A 22495-nucleotide genomic window follows, 5' to 3' on the forward strand; every position below is an offset into this window, starting at 1 on the left:
CTCCCGGCACTCGGGGTCGTCTACATATGCCGAGAACGTTGGCGTCAACGTCGAGAACGTCCACAACCCCGACGCCAACTGCCCCGACGATGACAGGTTCGACACCGTCGGCTTCGTGGTGTCGATTCTCCCTGCCTGCCACTCTGACCAGGGTCCTGTGGCGTTTCCGGCTTGCCCTCGGACACGCCACCGGATGAGCCACCCGTCTTGAAGAGTGCCGGTTGGCACCGCTGAACTGCTGAGGGTGCTGCCGCAGGCTCCGGTCATAAAGGGGCTTTGCCCCGTCCAGATCAACCCACTGCCCTGGCCAGCGGCTGACGGGTCGTGCTCAACTTCGACCTTCAGCATGAACTCCCGGCACTCGGGGTCGTCTACATATGCCGAGAACGTTGGCGTCAACGTCGAGAACGTCCACAACCCCGACGCCAACTGCCCCGACGATGACAGGTTCGACACCGTCGGCTTCGTGGTGTCGATTGTCCCTGCCTGCCATTCCGACCAAGGACCGTCCACGCCACCCGCCTGCCCCCGAACCCGCCAGCGAATGAGCCACCCATCCTGAAGCTTCCCGGATGCCACCGCTGAGCTGGTGAGGGTGATGCCGCAGGCTCCGGTGTTGTAGGAGCTTTGCCCCGACCAGATCAGCCCACTGCCTTGACCCGCAGCCGATGGGTCATGCTCCACCTCAACTTTGAGCAGCAGTTCTCGGCATTCGGCATCGGACACGTACGCCGAAAACGTCGGCGTCAACATCGAGAACGTCCACAACCCCGATGACAACTGCCCGGACGACGACAGGTTCGACACCGTCGGCCCCGCCAAGGTAACCGCCACTTGTGCATCTCGGGCGCGTTCTTTGACACCGGACCGGACCACGGCCGGGCGGGGCAGCGGAGCGGTGGCCGATGCGTTCCGAGCGGGAGGTACAGCGGCTGGCGCATTCCCGGTTGGAGGACTGGCGGGCTCCGGCTCAGACCCTTCAGGGAGGGGTGGCGGGGTCTTCAGGCCTTCGATGGACGAATCGGCGAGTTCGTGCGGCTCGTCCAGCAGTAACGCGCCCTTGGGCCGCTTGCCGCCCTTCACGGTGGCGGTGTCAATGCTGGTCTGGGTGGCCTCGGGGCCGACCAGGTGGGGCAGGTTCTTGGCGGTGCCCGTCCGCTGGACCGGGACGCTGCTTGACGCGCCCTTGGTGGGCGACTGCGGAATATCGAAGCGCATACGGACCGGATCGGCCGCCGCAGGCTCTATCTGTAACTGGATCAAGCTCGGGATGAGCGCGGCAGCCAAGACCACAGTGATCCTGGCTCGCAGGCGGCCCTTCGGCTTCAGCCCAAACCCACTGCGCCCCATCACGGCACTCGACCGATTTCGCGCACGCCAAAACGTCATGCGTCATTGCTCCTGCCGTGAAGGGGCGCACCCGAAACAAGAGGCGAATGCGCTCCGATGCCCACCGTAAGATCGACATAAAGAAGATCACCTCTTGTATAGCCGAGCAGTCAATCGCCGGATAGGTCCCGTAGCGAACGCCGATCCCTACTGCCTGGAACGGAACAAGCACGACTTGATATAGGCGCAGCTTGCAGAGCACACACGCCTCACACCTGTGACTAAGGTCACATTGGTAAGCCGTTGTACCTGATCAGAACGGGCGTCCATAGCTCGCCCGCAGTCTGCACCGGCCCACCGAAGCCTTTCAGTGCACTTGATTGCTTCTACCTGACCAGACACATCGACGATTGGATCGCTGCGCAGACGTGTATGACGGTGGAGGAGATCACGAAGCTTTCCTGCTGCAGCGGTGAAGGGAAACGAGCCTCGCCCATGCCTCGAGGGCATGGGCATACACGCCTCTGGCGGTCTCCTCATGTCCGCCGTCGCCGGTCGGGTGCAGGACGAAGTACTGACCGCCCTCGGCGGCCAGCTCATACTCGCCACAGCAGGACGTGCGAGAGAGCCGCAGTCGCGGGGCACGCGGGATGAAGGGCTCCCATCGGTGCATGTGGATCACTTCCGCCCGCTCATCAACTGCCCACCTCGGCGCGCCGCCCAACCGGGCAGGAATGGGAGACGTGCCGGTTCGGGCAGCAGATCACGCCGATCGTGGCGAACCGACCGCCCTGGAGCCACTCGCCCCATTGCACGTCCACGCCTCGCAGCAGCGCGTCGCACGCGTACTCCAGCCGATCCCCCAAGGGGATGCGCTCCGGCAAGAGCAACGCTCCACGGACCTTGCCGTATTCGGCCGCCAGCCAGTCGGCCGCCTCGCCGACGTCGTGGAATGTGGCCGCGACCCGGGAGGCCGGTTTGGCCAGCCAGTCGCCGGTCCGCATGGGCGGCAACGCTGAGGCGGCGAAGTCGGGCGAGCTGGTGCGGCGCTCGGCCTCGTTGGCGCGGTCGGCGCCGTTGCCGGTCCACTGGTAGGCGTGCCAGTGCATGATCAGGATGCTCCCGTAGAGTGCTGAGGGCGGCCCCTGCTTGCTGTGATCAGGCAGGGGCCGCCCCTTCCGGCCGTGCTAGATGGTGGTCACGCCGGCGGCGCGAAGCTCGGCGCCGGTGAACCGGAGGGTCCCGGCGTCCGGGTTCTTCGACTCACGCACCGCGTAGGCATCCTCGACGCCCGGAATCGGGGCAATCAGAACACAGGACTCCATGTCCTCCTCCTGCTGGTTGCCACCGCACAGCTTGGTGAACGGCACGTCGCCGAGCGGTTGGCCGTACAGCTCCCTCATGGGATCTCCTCTCGCCTGGCCCCGGATCGGGGCGACTTCCCAAAGCGCGGTGCTGCGCCTGGGGGTTGGACCTCAGCCCGCCGCCTGCGGCACCGGCACTCGGCGGGCCAAGGCTGCTCATATCGGCCCAGTGCGGGATCGTCCTCCGTGATGGAGAAGCGCCGATTGCCAGGCCAGGGTGGACGCGAGCGCGATGGCGTCCACCCGCCGCGCGGTCTGCAGGACACCGGCCGCCGCCATGGCGGGAGTTAGATCGGGGCGGAGCCTGGCCGTCCACCACACGTTTCCGGTCGCGTCCCGCTCGCGGTCGATGTCCCATGCCGGGTAGGTGTTGCGGAGCACCGAGAGCTGACGGCCCGCCACATCCTGTAGGAGGGCCGCCTGTGCCACGTCCTGCCGAGCGTTGTGCTCGGCGGCTCGCACGAGCTCCTGATGCTGCTCGGTGTCGGTCATGGCGTCGTGGTCGTCCGTGTCCCAGTGCACGGTTCCATCACAGTCGCGCGTGGTACGACTGCGGGAGAGGACACTGGAGGCGCACCCGGACGTCCGCCGTGTCCGCCCGTCCCCCGGAGGTGTGCACGCGATGAGCAAGGTTCCGGCCTGGGCAGGTCGGCTACGCGCCGAGCGGACCAGGCGAGGCTGGTCTCAACGGGATCTCGCCGTGCAGTTGTCCAAGGTGGCCGACAGGGCCATGCCCGAGGCCGAAAGCATGGTCCGCCGGATCCGCGACCACGAGTGCGGCAGACACCGGCCTGACGACGAGTACGCCGAGCTGTACTGCCGCTTGTACGGGTCGAGCGAACACGCCCTCTTCAACGACGAGGACGACGAAACGCACCTTGGTGACGAGATCGACGCGATCGAGCTCGCCCGCCGCGCAGGAGCGAGCGACGTCGGCCAAGAGACGTTGGAACGGCTTGAGCTCGCCGTGGATGATCTCGCGTCGGCCTACCCCCGCACACCGCCGAGCGAGCTGATCGGGAGGGTACGGCGACATCTGGAGTACGTTGCGCGACTCCTCGACGCCAAGAAGACCCTCACCGAGCATCGCCGCCTGCTCGTGACCGGTGGATGGCTCTCGCTGCTTGCGGCCACCTGCCATATAGACCTCCGGCAGCACCCGGCCGCCGCGGCCCGGCTACGGACCGCCGGCCAGTTGGCCGACCACGCCGAGCACCCTGAGATCAGGGCGTGGTGCCTTGAGACCGAGGCGTGGCAGGCCCTCACCGAGGGCGAGTTCCAGCACGCGATGATCCTCGCCCAAGCCGCGCAAGACGTCGCCCCCCGCAAGAGCTCGGCGTACATCCAGGCGACCGGGCAGGAAGGCCGGGCCTGGGCGCGCATGGGCAAGGGCGCAGAGACGCGGGCGGCGCTCACCCGCATTCAGCGGATGGTCTCTCCGCTGCCCATGCCGGACCGGCCAGAGCACCACTTCCGGTACGACCCCGCCAAGAGCGACGCCTACACCGCGACCACACTCTCATGGCTGGGTGATCCCGCTGCCGTCGACTACGCGCGGCAGGTACTTACACGACTGGAGTCCACCGAGGACGGCGGGCCACGCCCCCGCAGGGCCGCCTCGGCGCGCCTCGATCTGGCCCTGGCGCTTCTCGAGACCGATGAGCCGGGCGAGGCCGGTCATGTCGCCCTTCAAGCGGTGGCGAGCGGCCTGCTCGTGCCCTCGAACTACTGGCGGGCCAAAGAGGTCATCGCGGGAGTCGAGGAACACGGCCTGGCAGAAGCCGTCGAACTACGCGAGGTCTACCTCGAACTGTACGGCCGGTCGAAGCCGCAGCAACCGCAGCTAGACGCCTGAACACGGCAACGCCCAGCTGACCAGAGCCGAGGCCGCCAATCAGCCGCGTTGTACAAATCGCGGTATGAGAGAGATGCCGATCAGGGAGGCCCGTGAACACCTCGGGGACGCCGTTTGCCGAGCCCGCTACGCCAAGGAAGAAACTGGATCGCTGCGGCCATGATCACGGTCACAGGCTTCGGGGCCTGGAAAACCAGAGGACAGACGACGGTGGGCCAGTGCCTGGAGGCATTTCACCGTCCCAGTCCCTAAGATCAGGTCCGTGCCGGACTCCGAGGAAGCACCCGTACGTCGCCTTGCCGGGAGCTGATCAACTCTCATCGCGGGTGCTTTACTCACTACAGCGCTAATAATCCTCTTCCGTCTCGAGTCGTGGCAGTCCTAGCACATCGCCCAGGGCACTACTGATGCTCGAGTAGCTCATTACTCCAAAGTCGCCACAGGGTTCAGTCTTCTCGGGGAGCCGTCGCCCCATTTCATCCACGTATCCATCGAAGAGGATGTCGTAAAAACAATGACGGGGGAGCAAGTCGCGTTCTCCGAGTGGAGAATGAGCTACGTTTTGGAAAAATCCTTGCCGCCATGGCTGTCGATTAGTGAAAAGGGGTGGGAGTAGTAAATCGTGTGGACCTAGCCCCTCAGGAAAAGGGAGAATCTGCTGAGCGAGTTGGCCGTAGACATAAATTAGGCAAGCCTCGCTTGTGAGTGGGTGAGACTCGGGAAGGGAGGGGATGATGACATGTCCGAAGAAATATCCTCTAGCCTTGACGAAGATAGCGAAACAATCTCCAGCCGTTACTGGCTTCCGCGAGCGTCGCAATACTTCCAGATGCAGCTTACCCGTCTCCATATTCTGAATTTTATCACGAGAGATGTGGAGCAGTCGGGTCAGTCACACGAATCACAAACATCAAACATCAAACATCAGTCCCCACCGTACACGTTGATACGGATTGGCGCGTTTGGGTCGATGCGCCTATCTTTCATTCTTCTTGGAATTTCGTCCCAGCGGTGACGCTCTCCAAAAATCGTCCCGTCGCGCAGTTTCAGCCGCGTTTGCCGTCAAGCGCCATCCCTAGCCAGAATCACCATGGAGGCGGTGGCGCACTGCAAGAAGCTCCACTCTCGGTCTCGCCAAAAGCGGTCCATGCAAAGTCAACCCGCTCTCTTATCGGCGAGAGATAATCAGGCGCATAACTTCCAACTAGAATATCAAAAGAGACTTGGGCATCTCTTGATAGATCCACCATACTAGGAGAAACGGCAACCAGCACTTCGGTCCCAATATACAGCATCTCCTCGGGCGACGGCCATCTCCATTGCAGAAAAGGAGAGGGTGACAGATAGTCGATAACAGACTCCACTTGCCCACCAAGGAGACGCTCGGCGCGCAAGCTGTATGGCGCACCAGTCAACGCTTCATATACCGTCGCATGAAGGAGAAATGTTGACAAATCCTCACCTGTTTCCCTCCAAGCAGAGTCAACGCCTGGTTCCATGTCAAAGACAGGTGGGTTATCTTCGCCCGGCAGCGTGCTCCAAATCCAGCACCCCTGATTCTCCGACCAGAATTCGATCTTCCCATCTCGAACCTCCAATTGCGAAAGAGGTATGGCATAGTTGGCATGAGTGATCTTGTCAGGCCAACTATTTGCATACTGATGCCAGCGGCGAAGGGCTGCCGGTACAAAAGACGGCACGACAGAGAGAGGCTCAGCTATTTGAGTTGGAGGACCATACCAGCGTTCCAGAAAAAGCGGCAAGCTTTGGTCCGTTATATTCATAAGCTCATCCATGTCAATATTCTATCATGGGAACAAAGGACACCGCGCCAGTACAAGCCGAGGATATCTGTTACCCCAGCAATGCGACACCTCCCCGACCACTCAAAGCATATTCGCTTGAACGCTCAAAGGAGACGCTCTCAACGTCGAACCCCATGTAGGGTAACGGATATTATTTGCCCTTAAAATATTCGGTGCCCTTGGGTGATATAACCCACATTTCCGTGCCCTTGGGGAGCATCTTCTCAATGTGAGGCTTGCAATATCCGCAGACACCATCCTTGTTGTCGATATATAGCTTTGCCTGTCGGATACCCGGATTCTCCCTCAAGAATGCTGCAGCATGGGTCTCCACATGCTCCCTATTTTTAGCGGTGCGTCCGGGCAGAAGATCGAGCAGACTAGAGTTGCCCCCTGGGCCGCTAGCTATCGGGATCTGGTCCACGCCAGTATCAAGTATTCCTCTCGTTCTTCGACTGTAGTCCAACGGGAGTCGAGGGAGCTCGTCTGCTATATCGCCTGGACCTGGGCGTCCATACCTGTTTCCGCCGAGCCCTGCCCGGCCCGGCCCCACCGGCACTGTTGCGCACGTCAAATTGGGAAGTTCCGGAGTTGCGCACTCCCCAGAGCCATCTTTGTAGCCTGCTTTCCACGCGTCGCTGTTCGGATCTCCCACTAGGGGTGGAGCGACACAAGAGGGAAGAGTGCCGGTGTATTGGTCCAACTCCCCGTGAGTGCACACCGATGCATCAGGCCCCATCGGGGCCATCGGCCCCACGAGTCCGTTAAAGAATCCCCCAAACCAATCTATCGGCCCCCCCTTCGGGGGAGGTGCGTCACCACTTAGCTCGGGCAGGTCGACTGGGATGACGGTCGGCGTACCGCTGCCGGGCTGCGGAGTGCTTGGAAATTCCCAAACAGTGGTTCCGCCATTTTCGCCGAGTACCCCGGGGGAGACATTGCCATTGATTGGGATGCCGACATGCGGTTGGCCAGCGGGGGTGGTGTGCTCGTTCTTAGGCTTCTTGGGATTCTTGGGCTTTTTGGGTTCGCCGCTGATGGAGTCCGATTTCGAGCCCTGAACTGGCTGGCCCTTGCCTTTACCGTTATTGCCGTTTTTGCCCTTGTTGCCGTTGTTGCCGGAGGAACGGGGTTCGGACCGCGGAGTGCTTTCGGCGGTGGTGGTGCTGTTTCCTCCGTCGAGGTCCCGGGCGTCGCCTTCGGGGCAGTCAGAGGACTTGCCGCCGTTGGAGGTTTGCTGGTGGTACCAGTCGTCGTCTTTGACCCCACCTCCGAGGCAACCAGCGTCTGGGAAGTGGCCGGTTGGGTCGCGGTGGACGAGTGGGTTGGCGTTGCCGTAGGTGTAGCGGTTGGCCTGCACCGACGGGCTGGCGGGTATGGTCCAGTCGTCGCGGCTGGTGAAGGTGCTGGTGCCGGGCTGGTACCAGCGGGCGTGCATGTTGACGGTGCCGGTGTCGGGGTCGGTGTATTCGCTCTGGTAACCGAGGCTGGTCTTGGTGCCGATCTGGGCGGTGACCTCGCCGAAGGGGCTGTAGGAGGTGCTGGTGGCCAGGGCGGTGCCGGAGAAGGTGCCGATCAGGTCCTGGTGGAAGTCGGTGAGGGCGCCGAGGGCGGGGCTGGTGCCCTCCTTGACGCTGACGAGGTCGCCGAAGGGGTCGCGGCCGTAGCTAGCCTGGACGGCGCCGCCGGCGTCGGTGATGGCGACGATGTCGTTGTCGAGCCCGGCGTAGGCGAAGCGCTGCTGGCCGCTCGAGCTTTGGCGGCTGGCCATCCGGTCGAAGTAGTCGTAGGTGTAGGTGGCGTCACGGTCGTTGATGAGCCGGTCGAAGGCGTCGAAGGTCAGGGGGCGTGTGGTGCCGTCCTTGGCCTGGCCGGCCAGTGTGCCCCGCGGGGTGTAGGTGTAGTCGGCGCCGTCGCCGGAGAGCAGGCGGTTGCGTTCGTCATAGGTGTAGGTTTTGTCGCCGGCTTTGGTGCGGTTGCCGGCGTCGTCCCAGTCGTAGCTGATGGTGGTGCCGCCTGGGCTGGTCCAGGAGGTGAGGCGGCCGGCGTGGTCGTAGCCGTAGGCGTTGCTACCGGCGCCGGCCAGGCCGGTCGTGGTTTTACTGCTGAGGTTGTCGTCCTTGTCCCAGCCGTAGGTGGTCTTGGCGAGGTCGCCGCCGGTGCTGTTCTTCACGGTGTGGGTGAGCGGCCGGTCGAGGGCGTCGTAGGTGTAGGCCTGCGTGTTGACCGGGTTGGCCGAGGTGATGGTCGTGAGCCGGTCGGCCTTGTCGTAGGCGTAGGTGTTGGTGCGACCGCTGACCGGGTCGGCGACGGTCTTGAGCCGGTTGGCGTTGTCCCAGGTGAAGGTGGTAGTGCCAGTCGCGTCGATGCGTTGGGTGGGGTTGCCGAGCGCGTCGTAGGCGAAGCTGGTGCTGGGGCCAGCGGGGGTGGTGACCTTGGTCAGCAGGCTGCGGTCGTTGTACTCCAGGGTGTGGTCGCCCACGCTAGTGGGGCGGTCGGCCAGGTCGTAGCCGTAGGTCTTGTCGCCAGCGACGATGCCGGCCCCGGATCCGGTGACCTTGGTGAGCCGGTTGAGCTGGTCGAACTGGCGCTCCAGGCGGACCCCGCCGGGTTTGATCAGCGCGGTTTCATTGCCGGCCGCGTCGTAGAGGTGGGTCCAGGTGCGGTCGGCCAGGTTCGGGTGCGCGGTGGTGGCCGGTTCGGTGAGGGTGTCGATCAGGCCGAGGGTGTTGTAGCTGATCCAGGTGGCGTTGCCGCGGCCGTCGGTGAGCCGGGTGCGGGCACCCGTGGCGTCGTAGCCGAAGCTGGTGGTGATCGACTTAGTGGCGGAGACTGGCTCGATGAGCTCGGTGAGCAGATTGGTGGCGTCGAAGGCGCGCCGGGTGATGCGTCCCTCGCCAGAGGTGATTTGGGTGAGGTTGTCGGCGGCGTCGTAACCGTAGCCGATGGTGCGCACCGTGGCTCCGGTGCTGTTCAGGCTCTTCAAGCCGATCAGGCGGCCGGCCGGATCGTAGTCGGCAGCGGTGGCGTTTCCCTCCGCGTTGGCCACCTTGGCCGGGCGGCCGGCCAGGTCGTAGGCGTACGTGGTGGTGTTCGGCGTGGGGTCGGTCTCGGTGGTGACCTCGCCGGCCGCGTTGACCGTGTAGTTGGTGTTCTTGCCGCCGGGCAGAGTGACCTTGGTCAGGTCGCCGGCGTCGTTGTACTCCAGATTCGTGGTGAAGGCCGCAGTGGTCGGCTTGCGCTCGATGGTGGTGCGGGTGATCTGCCGGCCCAGGTCGTCGTAGGTCGCCTCCAGGCGGGCGCCCGTTGGGTCGATGGTGGCCAGTTCCTCGCCAGCCAGGTCGAACTCCGTCACCCACTGCCCGGCGCTCTGTCCAGGGCTGGCGGGCGGGTCGGTGACGCGTACCGCGTTGCCCAGCGCGTCGTACTCGATGCTGGTCGCCTGTCCGCGCGGATCGGTGGTCTCGACCAGACGGCCTGCGGCGTCGTAGGCGTAGGCGTAGGCGACCTTCGGCGTGAGGGCGCTGCCGCCGGGCGGGGTGTAGGTCATGCCGGCGTCTGAGGTGAGCCGACCGGCCCGGTCGAAGCCTGAGGTGGTGAGCCGTCCCTCGCCGTCGACGGTGTGAGTCGTGTTGCCCACGGCGTCGTAGCCGTAGCGGGTGGTGGGACGTGCGGTCTGGGCGGCGCCGTTCTTCTCGATCTGGACGGTGGGGGCCTTGGTCTCCACCAGCCGTCCGGCGGCGTCATAGCGGTAACTGGTGGTGTAGGCGGCCGGGTCAGCGCCCGGTAGGTTGCCGCGCGGATCGGTGGCGCTTTCCACCAGGCCGCGATCGTTGATGGCCCAGGTGCGGATCAGATCTTGGCCGTCGTTCTTGATTGTGCTCTTGGTGAGGAGGTTTTCCTTGTTGTAGGCGTATTCGACCGTCTCGGTGCGCGTGGTGCCTGCAGCGGACCGATTTGCCGTAGTGATGTTGTCGTTGGCGTCGTAGGTGTAAGTGGTCTTGCGGCCAAGGTTGTCCGGGTCGAACGTTTCGGAGGTCAGCCGGTTGGCGGCGTCGTAGACGTAGTCGCGGCGGGCGATTCCGCCGCCGGTGACGTAGCGGGTGCGGTTGCCGGCGGCGTCGTAGGTGTACGCCTCCAGCACCACGTCCTTGGTGGCGGTCACGCCGTTCAGCTTGACGTCGTCACCGATCACCTGAGCTGGCAGGTTGTCGGCGTAGTAGGTGTAGGAGGTCTTGCGGCCCATCGCGTCCACGCGGGAGGCCAACCGCCCGGCCGGGTCGTAAGAGAACGACTCCAGCGTGATTTCCCTGGCCGGCTGCGGGTTGACCGGGCTGCCGGTCCAGTTTTTCAACGTGGTGGAGGCCCGCTCGCCGCGCTCGGTGTAGGTGTAGCCGAAGACCGCCCCCATCGGGTTGGTCAGGGTGGCCTGCCGTCCGCGCTTGTCCCAGGTGGCGCGGAGGACGCCGCCCTCGGGGTCGGTGCTGGTTTCCATGTGGCCGAAGGCATCGTAAGTGTGGGAGGCGGTGCTCTCCAGGTCGCCGCCGGTCAGGTCTGTGATGGTCTGGGTGAGCAGGTTGCTGTCCGTGTCATAGGTGTAGGTGGTCTTGGCTGTGTGTGTAACCCCTGTGATGTCGTTCTTTACGCCCGGCGTGATCACGCTCGACGGCCGTCCGAGTTGGTCGTAGGTGTAGGTCGTCCTTACGCCTTGTGGGTGGGCGTCGGAGACTTGAGTCTGGGCGAGCATCCGTCCGAGCGTGTCGTGCTCGGCCTTGGTGACCAGCCCGGCGGGGTCGGTCTGCTCGGCAAGATCTCCCGCGGCGGTGTGGCCGAAGGTCGTGGTGTTGCCCTTGGCGTCGGTGCGGGTCTTAACTAACCCAGGGGGTGTAGTGCCGCCGCCCACCGCGGGTTCGCTGCCGTCGGTGTAGGCCACCGTCGTGGGGCGGCCATTGGGGAAATCAAGTGTGGCCGGGGTGGTCCGCTTGGTCTGTTCGCCGTACTGGTTGTACTCAAACGTGGTGGCGTAGGTGTTGTCGGTAGCGGAGGAGGAGCGGCCGTCACGGGCCACGGTCAGACGGTCATTGCGCGGGTCGAATTCGTTGTCCGCATTGAGGTAATAGCTGTACCACCCCTGGTTTACGCGCTGCGCATCCGTTGGCAAGCCCAGCCGGATACATCCATAAGCCGGATTGGGATTCGAGTCCAGAATTTGACATTGCACGGTGTGCAGCACGTTACCGCGCTTGTCGTGGCTCAGGTTGGTGATGATGGAGTTCGGACTTTTTACCTCGTGCGGGTATCCGCCTAGGTCGTATTCGTAGCTGGTCTTCTGGCCGAGCTGGTCGGCGCGGGAGATGAGGCGATAGCCGCGCCAGGCGTCATGCTCGTAGCTCAACGTGCTGTTCTGCGGGTCCGTCACGCTGACCGTTGAGATGCCGGTCTCGGTGTTGATCGGGCTCGGCTCGGCTAATTTCCAGGTGCCGCCATGCTGGTCTGTGTGGCTTTGCAGGCGGTCCTTGGCCGGGTCGTAGACGTTTTGCGCCCAGATGCGTCCCGAGGGCAGGGTGACCTTCGATAGGAGGTGTGGTGCTGCAACACGAGCCATGTAGTGCTCGACGGCTTCGGCCGGGCTGAGCGCCCGGTCGTACAGGGCGATCTCGTCGACCTGGCCGGTAAGACCCCACATGGTCACATACTGGCCAGCGTCTTCTGGCTTGCTGGCCGGCCAGTCAGAGGAGGTCGCGCCATTGCCAATGCCGGTGTACGCCATCCAATTGTGATCAATCGTGCCGGTACGCGAGCCGACAGCCACGCCATCCAGATAGAGGGTCTGGTTGCTTCCGGCGCCGGTCAGCACCGCGTGGTGCCACTGCCCATTATTGACGACACCGGGCGAAGTGATCGGCGAGATGCTCCGCGAGCCGCCGGCGTCGAGAGTGCGAAACTGGCCACGCAACTGGCCGTCGGTGCCGACATACAGCAACGGCGTGCCGTCGTGGAAAATTCTGTATGTCGTCGGCCGAGGCTCTTGGTCCGCGGTGTACGCCAGGATGCCCGATGTCGTCGTCTTGAACCACAGCTCAAATGAGAGCTGGTCGTTCAAGCGGGCCAGGGCCTTGTCCGGCAGCTTCACGGTCGACTCGCCGGTCAGCCCTGCCGACGTGTCCGCCGACCCGGCCAGCACGCCCGGCTGCTCGAGCGAGACCCCCGTGTACGTGGCAGGACCCGCACCCCACCCCAAACTACGGGCTTCGGTGGTCGGTGAGGGGCCACACCGAATGGGACAAGCTGTGGGAGTGGGGGTGGGGGTGGGCTTCATGGCCGGTTCGCCCAGCCGCCAGTAACCCACCGGTTCGTCATCCTCGACCAGACCGCGATACAGCGATCCCGTTGTATAGCCGTAGGTCGTGCAGTTCGGTACCAGCCCCGGGTTACAGGCCGAGGTCAGTTTGTCGCCGTCGTAGGCATACGTCCAGGTCTGCGGCACGCCGTTGACCGGGTCGGTGGATACGCTGGCGACATGGGCGCCGCTCCAGGCGAAGGTCAGGGACCGGCCACCGACCGCAGTGATCTTGGCCAGTTTGCCATCCGCGCCATAGCCGAGGTCTTGTGCACGCCCCCTGCCATCGACGATTCGTGTCAACCGGCCTTGCCCATTGAAGTGGTAGACGGTCGAGGACTTGTCCATCAGCTTCCACCCGCCGCCGGACACGTCGGCCAGCGTGGCATGCATACCAGGCGGCGGCTGAAAGGTCCCGTCTCCCTTCGGCGCGAAGCGCAGTCTTCGCCCATCGGGATAGGTCACCAGCAGGGCCGCGCTCGGCTCAACCTCGATCCGCATGTCATACCGCGTCGACCAGCCGGCACCGAAGAGGCCGTCACGGCGAGCGTCCAGGCTGTTGTAGGAGCGCACAATCGACAGCGCCGGCCCCACCACCGCCACCGAGGCGTCCATCACGGTGGTGGTGTAGTTGCCTGATAGCGCGTGAAACTCCTGCCCACTGCTATCGCGATTGGCCAACTGCGAGCCCACCACAGGCTGCCGTGCTCCTGTGACGAAGACCCGGTACGGCGACGTAACTGATAGACCTGCCGAGTCTGTGACCGTCACCTTCCAGGCATAGGTCTTTCCCCAGGCGAGCTTGCCGGCCGGGACCTTCCAACTGTTCACTCCGCCGGGAAGGTCACCGGAGTAGAGCGGCTGACGCCATTGTCCACCGCCTAAATACGAACACCACTGTTCATAGTCGGCGTCCTCCGATGGGTCGTCAGGTCCCTGACAGACTGTGAACGCGTACCGATAGGAGGAGGAACTGGCCTGGACATGCGCGACAAGCGTCGGCGTCGTGGACCCCGCTTGCGCCCCGTTGAGCGGCCACATGTCGTCCAGTACAGGACCCGCTGCCGCCTCCATCGCCTCAGCGCGGACCGTACCCGCAGGCAGCCGCCGATCAGCCGCCTGCCGAGTGCTTTGGTTCCGCGGAAACACATCCGGCCGCAGGGCACCCTTGGGTGGCTTGACCTTCGTTTTTGGCGTCTGCGCCGCGGACGAGGCACGCGTCGCCGCGGCAGTCACCAGCGACGGGTGGCCGACCGCCGTGCCCGTCATCTGCTGCGGGACATCGATCACGCCCGTGGCGGTCGATGCCGCGGCATCCGCACGGACGTATGCCTGAGCAGGATGGGAAGCAAGCCCGAGCAACCCGGGCAGCATGGCGACGACGATCAAACCCGCCCGCTGAGGCGATCGAGCCCATGCCAAAGATCGGCGCATACGCCGTCACACTCCGACCCACAACGAAGGGCATCTGCCGATGCCTGCCGTCGCTCCACCCCACCCGGCAGAAGCAGACGTCCTGACTCGTGCGGCTCAGAGCAGTTACCAAACGGGCAAAGCGTAACTTCGCCATGATCAGGCAGCAAGATCTATCTTTGCGACCAAGCAAGTACGGACTGTGGCTTACCAGACAAAATAGCCCAGCGGCGGAGCGGAAGATCATTTCCTGCCAGACGCAGCGTATATGCGGCGAGGAATAACGGACCTTATGTGAGCACGCAGCTGTGCGTGGTCATGCACCTGGCTGGTACACGGCCCAGCCTAGGCTTACGATCCCGCCCAATCCTCCACCACGGCGACAACGTCCGAGCGACCAATGGCCCCCCGGCTTTGTCCATCTGGGCGCGGGAATCTAGGACGACGTGTCGATTGTCGCTCATGATCCAGATCCGGTTTTGCGGCACCTTGATGTCGAACCATCGATACGAGGCTGGACCACGCGTCACGAACGCCTCGTCCAGTGGCGCACCGTTCACCTGGAGTCGCGCCTTGGGGTCGTCACAGCATGTCACCCTGTCGCCCGGAACGCCGATGACCCGCGAGATGTAGAGGTTGCCTGGGGTGACGCGGGTCCAGTCTTGGGGTGTGCGGTAGTGGACCGGAATTCTCCGAGAATGCCGGTCCGTCCAGGCTGCGGTTCGCTTAGGCGTATGCCTATATTTATTGCGGACGGACGTACTTTCCTTGAGTGACTGGCTTCATCCGTTGTCCATTCTTAGTCGCCTCCGCGTTGCAGTGCGGATGGACGGTTCGGTAGGAAGCCTGCCATCGGGCCACCCTGCGAATGTTAGAGGACGGCAGACGATCTCTGCCCAAAGAACATCCTTGGACATAAGTTTGCTGTCATCGGCTGGGGTGCCAGAGCGGGGCGAGACGCGGGGGATGGCACCACTGGAGTACTAGCTGAAGACCTGCATCGTCCATTTAGCCCCGGCGGGCGCGTTCACCTCCACGTGGTGCGGCCCCTTCTCTCCGTCCGGTGTACGGCTGAATCTGGTCTTGGTAGGCCCCTTGGGGCCTTCATGCCCGAAGCGGGAGGAGTCTACTTTGATAGACACGTTCCCGGAGGTTCCGGCGCAATCGAAGGCGATAGTGTATGAATCCTTCGCCTGAAACTCTCCTTCCCATTGAGCTGTTCTTTGGTCGATGCGCTGAAAAACAAGGCGCCCCTTGATGCCGGCTGTCAGTTCTTTGAGAGAAAGGGTGGGCGAAACCGTGGGGCTACCTTGCGTGCGCTTCCTCTCCGTACTGCCGGGGGCCGAGCAGGAGCTTGCCGCCAGGGTAAACGTGGCGACCGGAATCCATCGATGCATGTTATCCGTCCGAAAGTCCTGCGGATGGGTCCGACTTAACCCCAACTGCAGATTCTCTTCCTATCGGGGAGAGCCGCGAGCCCGTGCGGCCCTTGGATTTTCTCGTGGAGGGCGTTCCGGGCTCGCAGCGATAAGCCGCGTCAGGGGTGTCAGTACTCTTCTCTTACCAGCCCTTGTAGTCACTCCAGAACGTGGGGGGGGACAGTGAGCTTATTGCTCGAATCTCCTTCCTTTCGCGCGTAGTGGAAGATTCGGGGGTCGCATTTGTCATTCGCACCCCGAGGGTGCCCCTCAGCCAACCGGCCGCGTCATGCCCGCATGTGTCCACCAGCCGAGAACGCTTCAGCCCTGACTCGACACCAACGCCAGATTCACTCCAGGGGAAGCGAGCCCTGGCTGGGGTGCCCACACGTCGTGGTCAGGTATCCAGCTCCACACCGACGAGGGTGCATCCTGCGACACGAGAGTCGGCGGCTAACGAACGGAGTTCCGCGGGATGCAGACTGACGATGTATCCCCAGGCCAGCCCGCCCGCCGCCCGCTCACGGAGATCCTGCGCGCCGAGACCCACCCGGCTGAGAAGAGCGTCGTCTTCGGCGCCCAATTGCGAGACCCACTTCTGGAACTGGTGCACCAGCGGCGTCGTGGTCTGCTCGGAGCAGCCCGTAATGCCGCGACTCTCGCATGTCCCATTGGGCCAAGCGATGATTGGTTCACGAGATCGTTCGCCCACGAAAATCGTATCTATGGCGTTAGGCGTGAAGCCACGAATCGTTTGCTCCGTCAATGGCGACTTCAAAGTTATGACCGCTTGCACAAGTATCGCACCGTCGAGATCCGCTACTACGGCTTTATCGTCGACGTCCTCCGGAAATCCACTTGGACCGGAGGTAATTCTCTTCAGGGCCTCGGGTACCCGCCCATTTCCGCTTGCGTTGAGTAGTCCTATACTTCCGTCCGCCCTCAACTCGAGAGTTGTCATCACCGGTATAGGGAATCCTCCGACAGGCCACGGGGACAGCGGAGAGATTTTTATAGGGATGTTGCCGCCATCAGCTGGGACGGTCAGCTGCTCATCACTGATCTGGTCGAAGGCGACATGGTACTCGGGATGGGAGATAGCGATTGCATTCAATAACACTCTTCGCATGTCGCTGGAGCTCACACTTGCCCACGGTCCGGCGAGGTGATTCCATGCCACCATTGCCAGCACGACGGCAAACGCTACAACGATGATGGCCGCTAGCCGTCTGCCATGAGTCAGTAACCTCATGCCGATCGCCTCTCCCTCTCTGCCCAGGCATACCTGGTGGTCCGGGTATGCCTGGGCGTGCTCCCCCGAGGAGAAATACTAGTTTAGCCCGCCGTAAAGCGGGGTGGCTGAACCGCGGCAGCCCAGCGGCCAGTAGGCGGTCATCGGGTAGATGTCGCCAGGAAACAATGAGTCATGGTTGAGCTCCATGTGGCATGTTATCGAGTGCTCCGTCTTGACCGAGTACCTCACCGGCTTGCCGTTCACGGTCACCGAGAAGTATGCCTTGAGCAGACTCTTCGACAGATGACCGTAACGATCGACGTCGCAGGAGCCGAGATATGGGACCTTGCATTCCGCGACGATGTCCGTTGTGCTGGAATGCACAGTCGTCTTGTTGTTCGTATCTTCGTTAGTGGCGTTGTAGTCGCCGCACTTGTCGTCCTGGTCTCCCTTTAGGGCGATCTCTCCGGACACGCCCTTCTCGGCGGGATTGATGCTGAACCCGGCCTTGATATCGGCGGCTTGCAGGTTGTGCCGGAAGCAGGCCAGCCCCTTGACCCCCATCGCGCCTGAGCCCTTCGTCTGAAGGGCCGTCTGGAACGCCTTACCGAACTGCGTGTTCCAGTACTTCTTGTTCTGTGGGTAAGCGAACACGAAGTTCTGGTACTTCTCCAGGTTCCACCGCTGCCACGGCTTCAGGTCGCCGTAGCTGCTGTGCCGGGTCCAGGTGGAGTGAGCGGTGGTGAGCATGTGCCAATTCTTCTTGCCGAGGCTCTGCTTCACCTCGCAGTACAGGCTCAGACTCTTCATCCAGCAGGTGCCCTGGCCAGGGCCGGGAGGGACGTTGCCCCCGGCAGAGGTGCCGCACACCCGAGTCTCCGTCCCATCCGGGTCGACCATTCCCGAGCACGGGTCGTGGTTGTCACTCGGGTCCTGAAGGTCCTCCGGCGGCACCTCAATAATGGTCACGTCACCGCACCGATCGAAGACAAACACCGAGATGGTGAACTCGGACGGTTCGATCTGACCGGCGGAGCCCTGAAGGGATGTCGAGTGGGCCGAGGCTCCCTCGGATTCGCTCGGCTCCGTCCACGTGCGCTTGACTTCGGTGATCATGCGGACGGTGCCGTCCGGCATCGTGCGCACCACGGGGTTGGTCAGCTCCACCGAGGAGTTGCTCCGCGGCTTACCGGCGTTGATCAGAGCCTCACGTTGATGCGTCAGGAGCGTATTCAGCAGGGAGAGTTTCGCAGTGGCGGGACCGTCTGGCGTGACTCCCGGGGCGTCCCAGATGGTGTCGGCGCTGCCTTCCAGGACCGCGTCCTGTGCTTGGTAGTAGGCCCTAATCCGGTCGAGATAGGCCTGCACTCCCGACTCGGTCGCCGCACTGGCTGTCCGCGCCGAGCCGGGTTCGGCTTCCAGCACACAATCCGTGGAGCTAGTAGGCAGGGGTGGGGGAGGAACGACCTTGGTGGTGGCGGTGGCGGCTTCCCAGTCGCCCGTGCCGAAGGTCGTTTTCGCCCGGACCTTGATCGTGTAGGTGGCGCCGTTGGCCAGACCGCTGATCGAGGCCCAGGGGGAGGTCACCGTCAGCGTCTTGACCACGCTTCCGCCGCTGTCCGCGACTTCGACATCGTACCCGTCCAGCATGGCCATGCTGCCGTTGTCCTCGGGCACGCCCCAACTCGCCACCGCGCTCGCGTCCCCGCCTGCCGCGGTCAGGTTGAGGACCTTGCTAGGTGGGCCGGCCGGAAGGTAGGTGAGCGCCAGGGACGGCTGCCCCGCGGCCGGCCCGTCTCCGAAGGTGACGGTCTCGTCGTTGTCCCAGGTGAGCAGCAGCCATTGGTACGCACTGTCGGCGACATTCGCCTTGGGGTCGCTCAGCGGGAGAGAGTACGGCGTCTTGCCGGTGTCGATGTCGCCCGCCAGGTCCGAGCCCTTGCTCTCACTCGTGACCGGGCTCTTCAGCGGTGTCACGGTGACGACGCCATCCGAGGGACACACGCCCGAGGAGCAGGTGGGCGTGCCGAGATCGAGAATGCCTTCCGTGATGGCCGCGCCGTCGGGGATCTCGCTGAGCGAGATCCCGATCATCGTGGCCGTTCTCTCGGTGCCGGCGCCGCCGATCCTCATGGTCGTGGAGTCGGTCACCGCACAGGGACCCCCGTCACAGGCCGCCGGATCGGTTTTGGCGGTCTTGATGACGAGGCTGTCCTTGCCCAGGGATATGTGACGGATGTCCTCTGCCGGAGGCGGCGGAGGGGTGCCCGGGACGGTGAAGGAGATTGGCGTCGTCTTGGACGTGCAGATCTCTTCGATGGCGCTTGGGCTCGCGGGCGGGATTGTGGGTGTGGGTGTGGGGCTCGCGGGCGGGACCGGGACGTTGACCGGGGTTTCCATGTCGGCCTTGATCTCGGCGGCGGTTTGTGCGCGGTTGTAGACGCGTACTTCATCGATGGCGCCACTGAAGTATTCGCCCCATTTGGCGTTGCTCCCGATACGGAGCGCGCCGCCGTCGTCGACCAGGCTGCCGGTCATGGCGAGTTCTCCGGCTTGGGTGCCGTTGACGTACAGCTTGGCGATGCTGCCGTCGTAGGTGACGGCGAGGTGGCTCCAGGCGGCCGCCGGCAGAGCGGTGGTGCCGTTGACCGTCTGGTGACCGGTGGTGTCGGGCTTGAGCAACCAGGCCGATGGCACGGTGCCGTTGGAGGCGTACAGCCCGTACGCGGATCCGGCGGTGTGGCCCTTCATCGCCACGGTTCGCCAGCTAGACACGGTGGTGGGATTGACCCAAGCCGAGAGGGTCATCCCCGTGGTGAGCCGGAGCACACTGCTATGGGGGATCGTGACCGTGCTTGTGCTGCCGTTGAAGGTCAGTGCCTTGCCATGCTTACCGGCAACCCAGCTGGTGTCAGTCGTTGTGCCTGGGCCGACCTTGTCGGTGGCATCGGCGATGGTGGTCCCGCTACCTTCGTCCATGCCGTAGGCCGCGACGAGACCCTCTGGTAGCGGGGTGGGTGTTGGCGTGGGTGTGGGAGTTGGCGTCGGGTCCGGAGGCGTGGTCTCGCTGGCTTGGCCGACGGCGCAGGCCACCATCTGCCACTTGTACGTGGTTCCGGGCTGCACGGTGTTGGCGGGGATCTGGAAGGAAGCGCGTTCGCCGCCGTTGACGCTGCGAACGCCGAGCGGCACAGCCCCGACCGGTGCCCCGTTGTTGTCGTACAGGTAATACTTCGCGGTCACCGGGCCGCCGGAGGGGCGGTTGACCATGCCGGACAGAATCGGCTGAGAGGGTTCGGCCATGCCAGTCTCGGTGTCCGTCGGGAGCATCGGCGCGTCGGAGGTGATCCGGTAGGCCGGGCTCTCGTTGCAGGAGGGCGGAGTCACACCGGTGCGGCAGGCTTTGACGACGAATTTGAGGCTGGCCGGGTTGTCCAGCGCGAAGGTCTTGTCGATCACCTGGCCGGAGGGCATGTTGCTGTGCGTGGTGGTGTTGGGCGAGACCACCAGTGAGCGGATCTCCTGGCTGGTCAGTGCCCGCTGGTAGACGCGCAGGTCGTCCACTGCGCCGTTCAGGCTTGCCAGGTTGCCAAGGACTCTGCCGGCGCCGACCTGGAAATCGCCCTGGGCGTTCCAGCCGATGGTGTAGTCGCGTTCGCCGGCCAGTTCCCCGTCCACGTACAGCCGGAACTTGTGTGCAGGTTGGTCATGTTGCACCGCCAGGTGCGTCCATTGGCCGATCTTGGCGAGCTTCTCCGACTGCATGAGGATCTCTTGGATGCGGTCGGGACTGTCCTGCGTGATTGCGGAGAACATCCAGCGTCGGTCGAGCTCTGCGGCGTTGGAGACCTTGTAGCCCAGGGTGAAAGCGGGCATGTGGGTGCCCATTTGGGACAGCACCGCCTGGTCGTTGGTGCTGCTGTTGAGGCGCACCCAGGTGGCCACGGTGTAGGTCTGGTCGGTGTTGATCAGCGGTTTACCGGCGCTGAGCAAGGCGCCGGGGGCGAGATTGACCGCCCCGCCGAGTTGGCCAGGGACACGGTTGTAGGTTCCCGTGACAGTGCCGGTGTTCCCATTGCCGGAAGAGTCGGCCGCGGTGGCGCCAGATTCTTCATCGAGCTTCCACGAGGCGGCCTCGCCAGCGGGGAGCTGGACCGGTGGAGGGGGCATGGTGGAGTCGTTGACGGTGACCGTATAGTCCAGGGGCCTTGCCTCGGGAACGCTGGACTTGTAAGTCACCTTGACGTTGGTGCTGCGGGCGATGGCGTCATTGCCGCTGATGGAGTCGATCGACTCAGCGGTCACCGTGGGGATCTCCGGCGGGAGCACCCAGTCCACGCTCAGCTTGGGGACGTTCGTGCCCCACAGTTGCGCCCAGAACTTGAAGTCCTCTGAAACGTCCTTGGGCACCGGCAGTTCCGAGCCCAGGCGCAGCATCAACCCGTGGTTGGGGGTGCCGGAGGCCCACAGGCTAGTCATTGCGGTCAGGTCCCAGCTCCACACTGCCCCATTGGTACGAACCTGGGCACACGCGTCGATGGAGGAGCGCTCCTCGGGCGTGGTGGCGGGCTGGTTGCCCCAGTAGGTATTGTCGGCGACCCACGGTTGGGTGATGCGGTGCGCAATGATCGATTGGAAGGCGGTGCAGCTGGTGACCTCGGCCCTGAGAGCCAGCTGCATGGTGGCCTTGACCACTTGTCGGCCGTTGATCGGTGCGGTGTCGAAGGCCAGCAGCGCCCGGGTAGCCCGCTCGTTCGTGTAGCCGCAGGTGGTCGGGGTGGGGCAGGTCCGGGGGTTCCACCGCGACACATAGCCAGGGCTTGTCTGGCTGTTGGGGTATCCGATCGACACTTCCTGAGTGACGCCGAGTGTGGTGGTGGGATCGATCGTGACCGGGTACTGGGTCGCAGGATCGGCCAGCCACTTCGTGTCCGGCTTGAGCACCAGCACCCTCTGGCCGCCGACGCTCTCGACTGCGGTCTTCACCTTGGCCTCGCGCGGAGGCAGACTGACGGCGGGATCGACGCTGTCCCACATCCGCGGCGTCGGAGCCGACATCACCGTCTTGCCCTTCGGGCTGACCAGCGACAGCCCGCCAGACTTGGTCACATCGAGCTCCATCCCCGTGGTCTGCACCGGGAAACGGAACTCCAGCGGACCGGTAGGCCGCTCGCGCAGCACCACGTCATGCTGGAATCCGGTGGGTAAGGCGGTCACGACCAAGTCGGCGCCCTTGCCCGCAACGTCGGCGTACCGGGCGACGTTGCCGTTGATTTCCGGGCGCGGCAGAGCGGTGGGCCACGACAGGGCGAACTTCTGCCCCTTGGCGCGCTCCATGGACACGAACGGCTTATCACCTCCGAGCGAGAACTGCACGTTCGCCTTGGCGAGCTTGGGCTTGAGAATCCCGTCCTGCTCGACGAGCGTAGGGTCCAGCCATACCCAGGAGCCGTCGGCCTGCTTCAGCTGGGCAGGCCCCCCATAGAAGTGCGTGGTCAGATGTCCGTCGGGATAAGCCCAGATCCGCGACGTCTCGGTGAATGCCGCCTCAACGGCCACCGCTTTCTTCTGCTTTTTGGCTTCCTCGATTGCCGCACGTAGCGGGGCGTCGGGATCCTCGGGCCGCGGAAAGGTGGTTACGGAAGGAGAGGGCGGCGTCGGGTTTGGCTCCGGGTCCGCCTGTGCCGCGCCTGAAACACCTGCTACCAGCAGCGATGCTGCCACCGTAAGCACCGTC

General features: G+C 63.9%; 11 protein-coding genes. 1 reads left to right on the forward strand and 10 read right to left on the reverse strand.

Annotated features, from left to right (window positions below):
• The 4 genes from Q9G87_RS59055 to Q9G87_RS59070 form a co-directional block, all read right to left on the reverse strand.
• Positions 1–1389 (reverse strand): hypothetical protein (locus Q9G87_RS59055; RefSeq protein ID WP_305925455.1); only part of this gene is annotated, 1389 nt, incomplete at its 3' end.
• Between the two features lie 635 nt (positions 1390–2024).
• Positions 2025–2438, reverse strand: a complete 414-nt coding sequence (locus tag Q9G87_RS59060) for a hypothetical protein (protein WP_305925456.1) — start codon at positions 2436–2438, stop codon at positions 2025–2027.
• Between the two features lie 78 nt (positions 2439–2516).
• Positions 2517–2732 (reverse strand): DUF397 domain-containing protein, encoded by a 216-nt coding sequence (locus Q9G87_RS59065; RefSeq protein WP_305925457.1) that lies wholly within the window; start codon positions 2730–2732, stop codon positions 2517–2519.
• Positions 2733–2849: 117 nt separating this feature from the next.
• Positions 2850–3215 (reverse strand): hypothetical protein, encoded by a 366-nt coding sequence (locus Q9G87_RS59070; RefSeq protein ID WP_305925458.1) that lies wholly within the window; start codon positions 3213–3215, stop codon positions 2850–2852.
• Positions 3216–3315: 100 nt separating this feature from the next.
• On the opposite strand from Q9G87_RS59070, the gene Q9G87_RS59075 reads away from it, so the two are divergent.
• Positions 3316–4548 carry a helix-turn-helix domain-containing protein gene (locus Q9G87_RS59075; protein ID WP_305925459.1) on the forward strand — a complete coding sequence of 411 codons (1233 nt, stop codon included), beginning with the start codon at positions 3316–3318 and terminating at the stop codon, positions 4546–4548.
• 346 nt (positions 4549–4894) lie between these two features.
• Here the strand turns inward: Q9G87_RS59075 and Q9G87_RS61260 are convergent, their stop codons facing one another.
• The 6 genes from Q9G87_RS61260 to Q9G87_RS59095 all read right to left on the reverse strand — a co-directional run bounded on the left by Q9G87_RS61260 (position 4895) and on the right by Q9G87_RS59095 (position 22482).
• Entirely contained in the window at positions 4895–5398 is a 504-nt protein-coding gene (locus tag Q9G87_RS61260) for an Imm26 family immunity protein (protein WP_371826015.1), read from the reverse strand.
• A gap of 235 nt (positions 5399–5633) precedes the next feature.
• Positions 5634–6344 (reverse strand): hypothetical protein, encoded by a 711-nt coding sequence (locus Q9G87_RS59080; protein ID WP_305925460.1) that lies wholly within the window; start codon positions 6342–6344, stop codon positions 5634–5636.
• A 160-nt stretch (positions 6345–6504) separates the two neighbouring features.
• On the reverse strand, positions 6505–14082 hold the full coding sequence (locus Q9G87_RS59085; RefSeq protein ID WP_305925461.1) for an RHS repeat-associated core domain-containing protein: 7578 nt from the start codon (positions 14080–14082) through the stop codon (positions 6505–6507).
• A gap of 314 nt (positions 14083–14396) precedes the next feature.
• Entirely contained in the window at positions 14397–14795 is a 399-nt protein-coding gene (gene lepB, locus Q9G87_RS61265; RefSeq protein ID WP_371826016.1) for a signal peptidase I, read from the reverse strand.
• A 1126-nt stretch (positions 14796–15921) separates the two neighbouring features.
• Positions 15922–16776: a hypothetical protein gene (locus Q9G87_RS59090; protein WP_305925462.1), complete on the reverse strand. Its 855-nt coding sequence runs from the start codon at positions 16774–16776 to the stop codon at positions 15922–15924.
• A gap of 78 nt (positions 16777–16854) precedes the next feature.
• A complete protein-coding gene (locus Q9G87_RS59095; protein WP_305925463.1) occupies positions 16855–22482 on the reverse strand; it encodes a LamG-like jellyroll fold domain-containing protein in 5628 nt (1875 codons plus the stop codon).
• Between the last annotated feature and the right edge of the window lie 13 nt (positions 22483–22495).

This window comes from Nonomuraea turcica, from assembly GCF_030718205.1.
Taxonomy (GTDB): domain Bacteria; phylum Actinomycetota; class Actinomycetes; order Streptosporangiales; family Streptosporangiaceae; genus Nonomuraea.

What these genes read in the sequence shown, in the direction of transcription:
- Q9G87_RS59060 (WP_305925456.1), bottom strand. Translation starts at nt 2,438, where the DNA reads ATGCACTGGCACGCCTACCAGTGGACCGGCAACGGCGCCGACCGCGCC.
- Q9G87_RS59065 (WP_305925457.1), bottom strand. Translation starts at nt 2,732, where the DNA reads ATGAGGGAGCTGTACGGCCAACCGCTCGGCGACGTGCCGTTCACCAAG.
- Q9G87_RS59075 (WP_305925459.1), top strand. Translation starts at nt 3,316, where the DNA reads ATGAGCAAGGTTCCGGCCTGGGCAGGTCGGCTACGCGCCGAGCGGACC.
- Q9G87_RS61260 (WP_371826015.1), bottom strand. Translation starts at nt 5,398, where the DNA reads ATGGAGACGGGTAAGCTGCATCTGGAAGTATTGCGACGCTCGCGGAAG.
- Q9G87_RS59080 (WP_305925460.1), bottom strand. Translation starts at nt 6,344, where the DNA reads ATGGATGAGCTTATGAATATAACGGACCAAAGCTTGCCGCTTTTTCTG.
- Q9G87_RS59090 (WP_305925462.1), bottom strand. Translation starts at nt 16,776, where the DNA reads ATGAGGTTACTGACTCATGGCAGACGGCTAGCGGCCATCATCGTTGTA.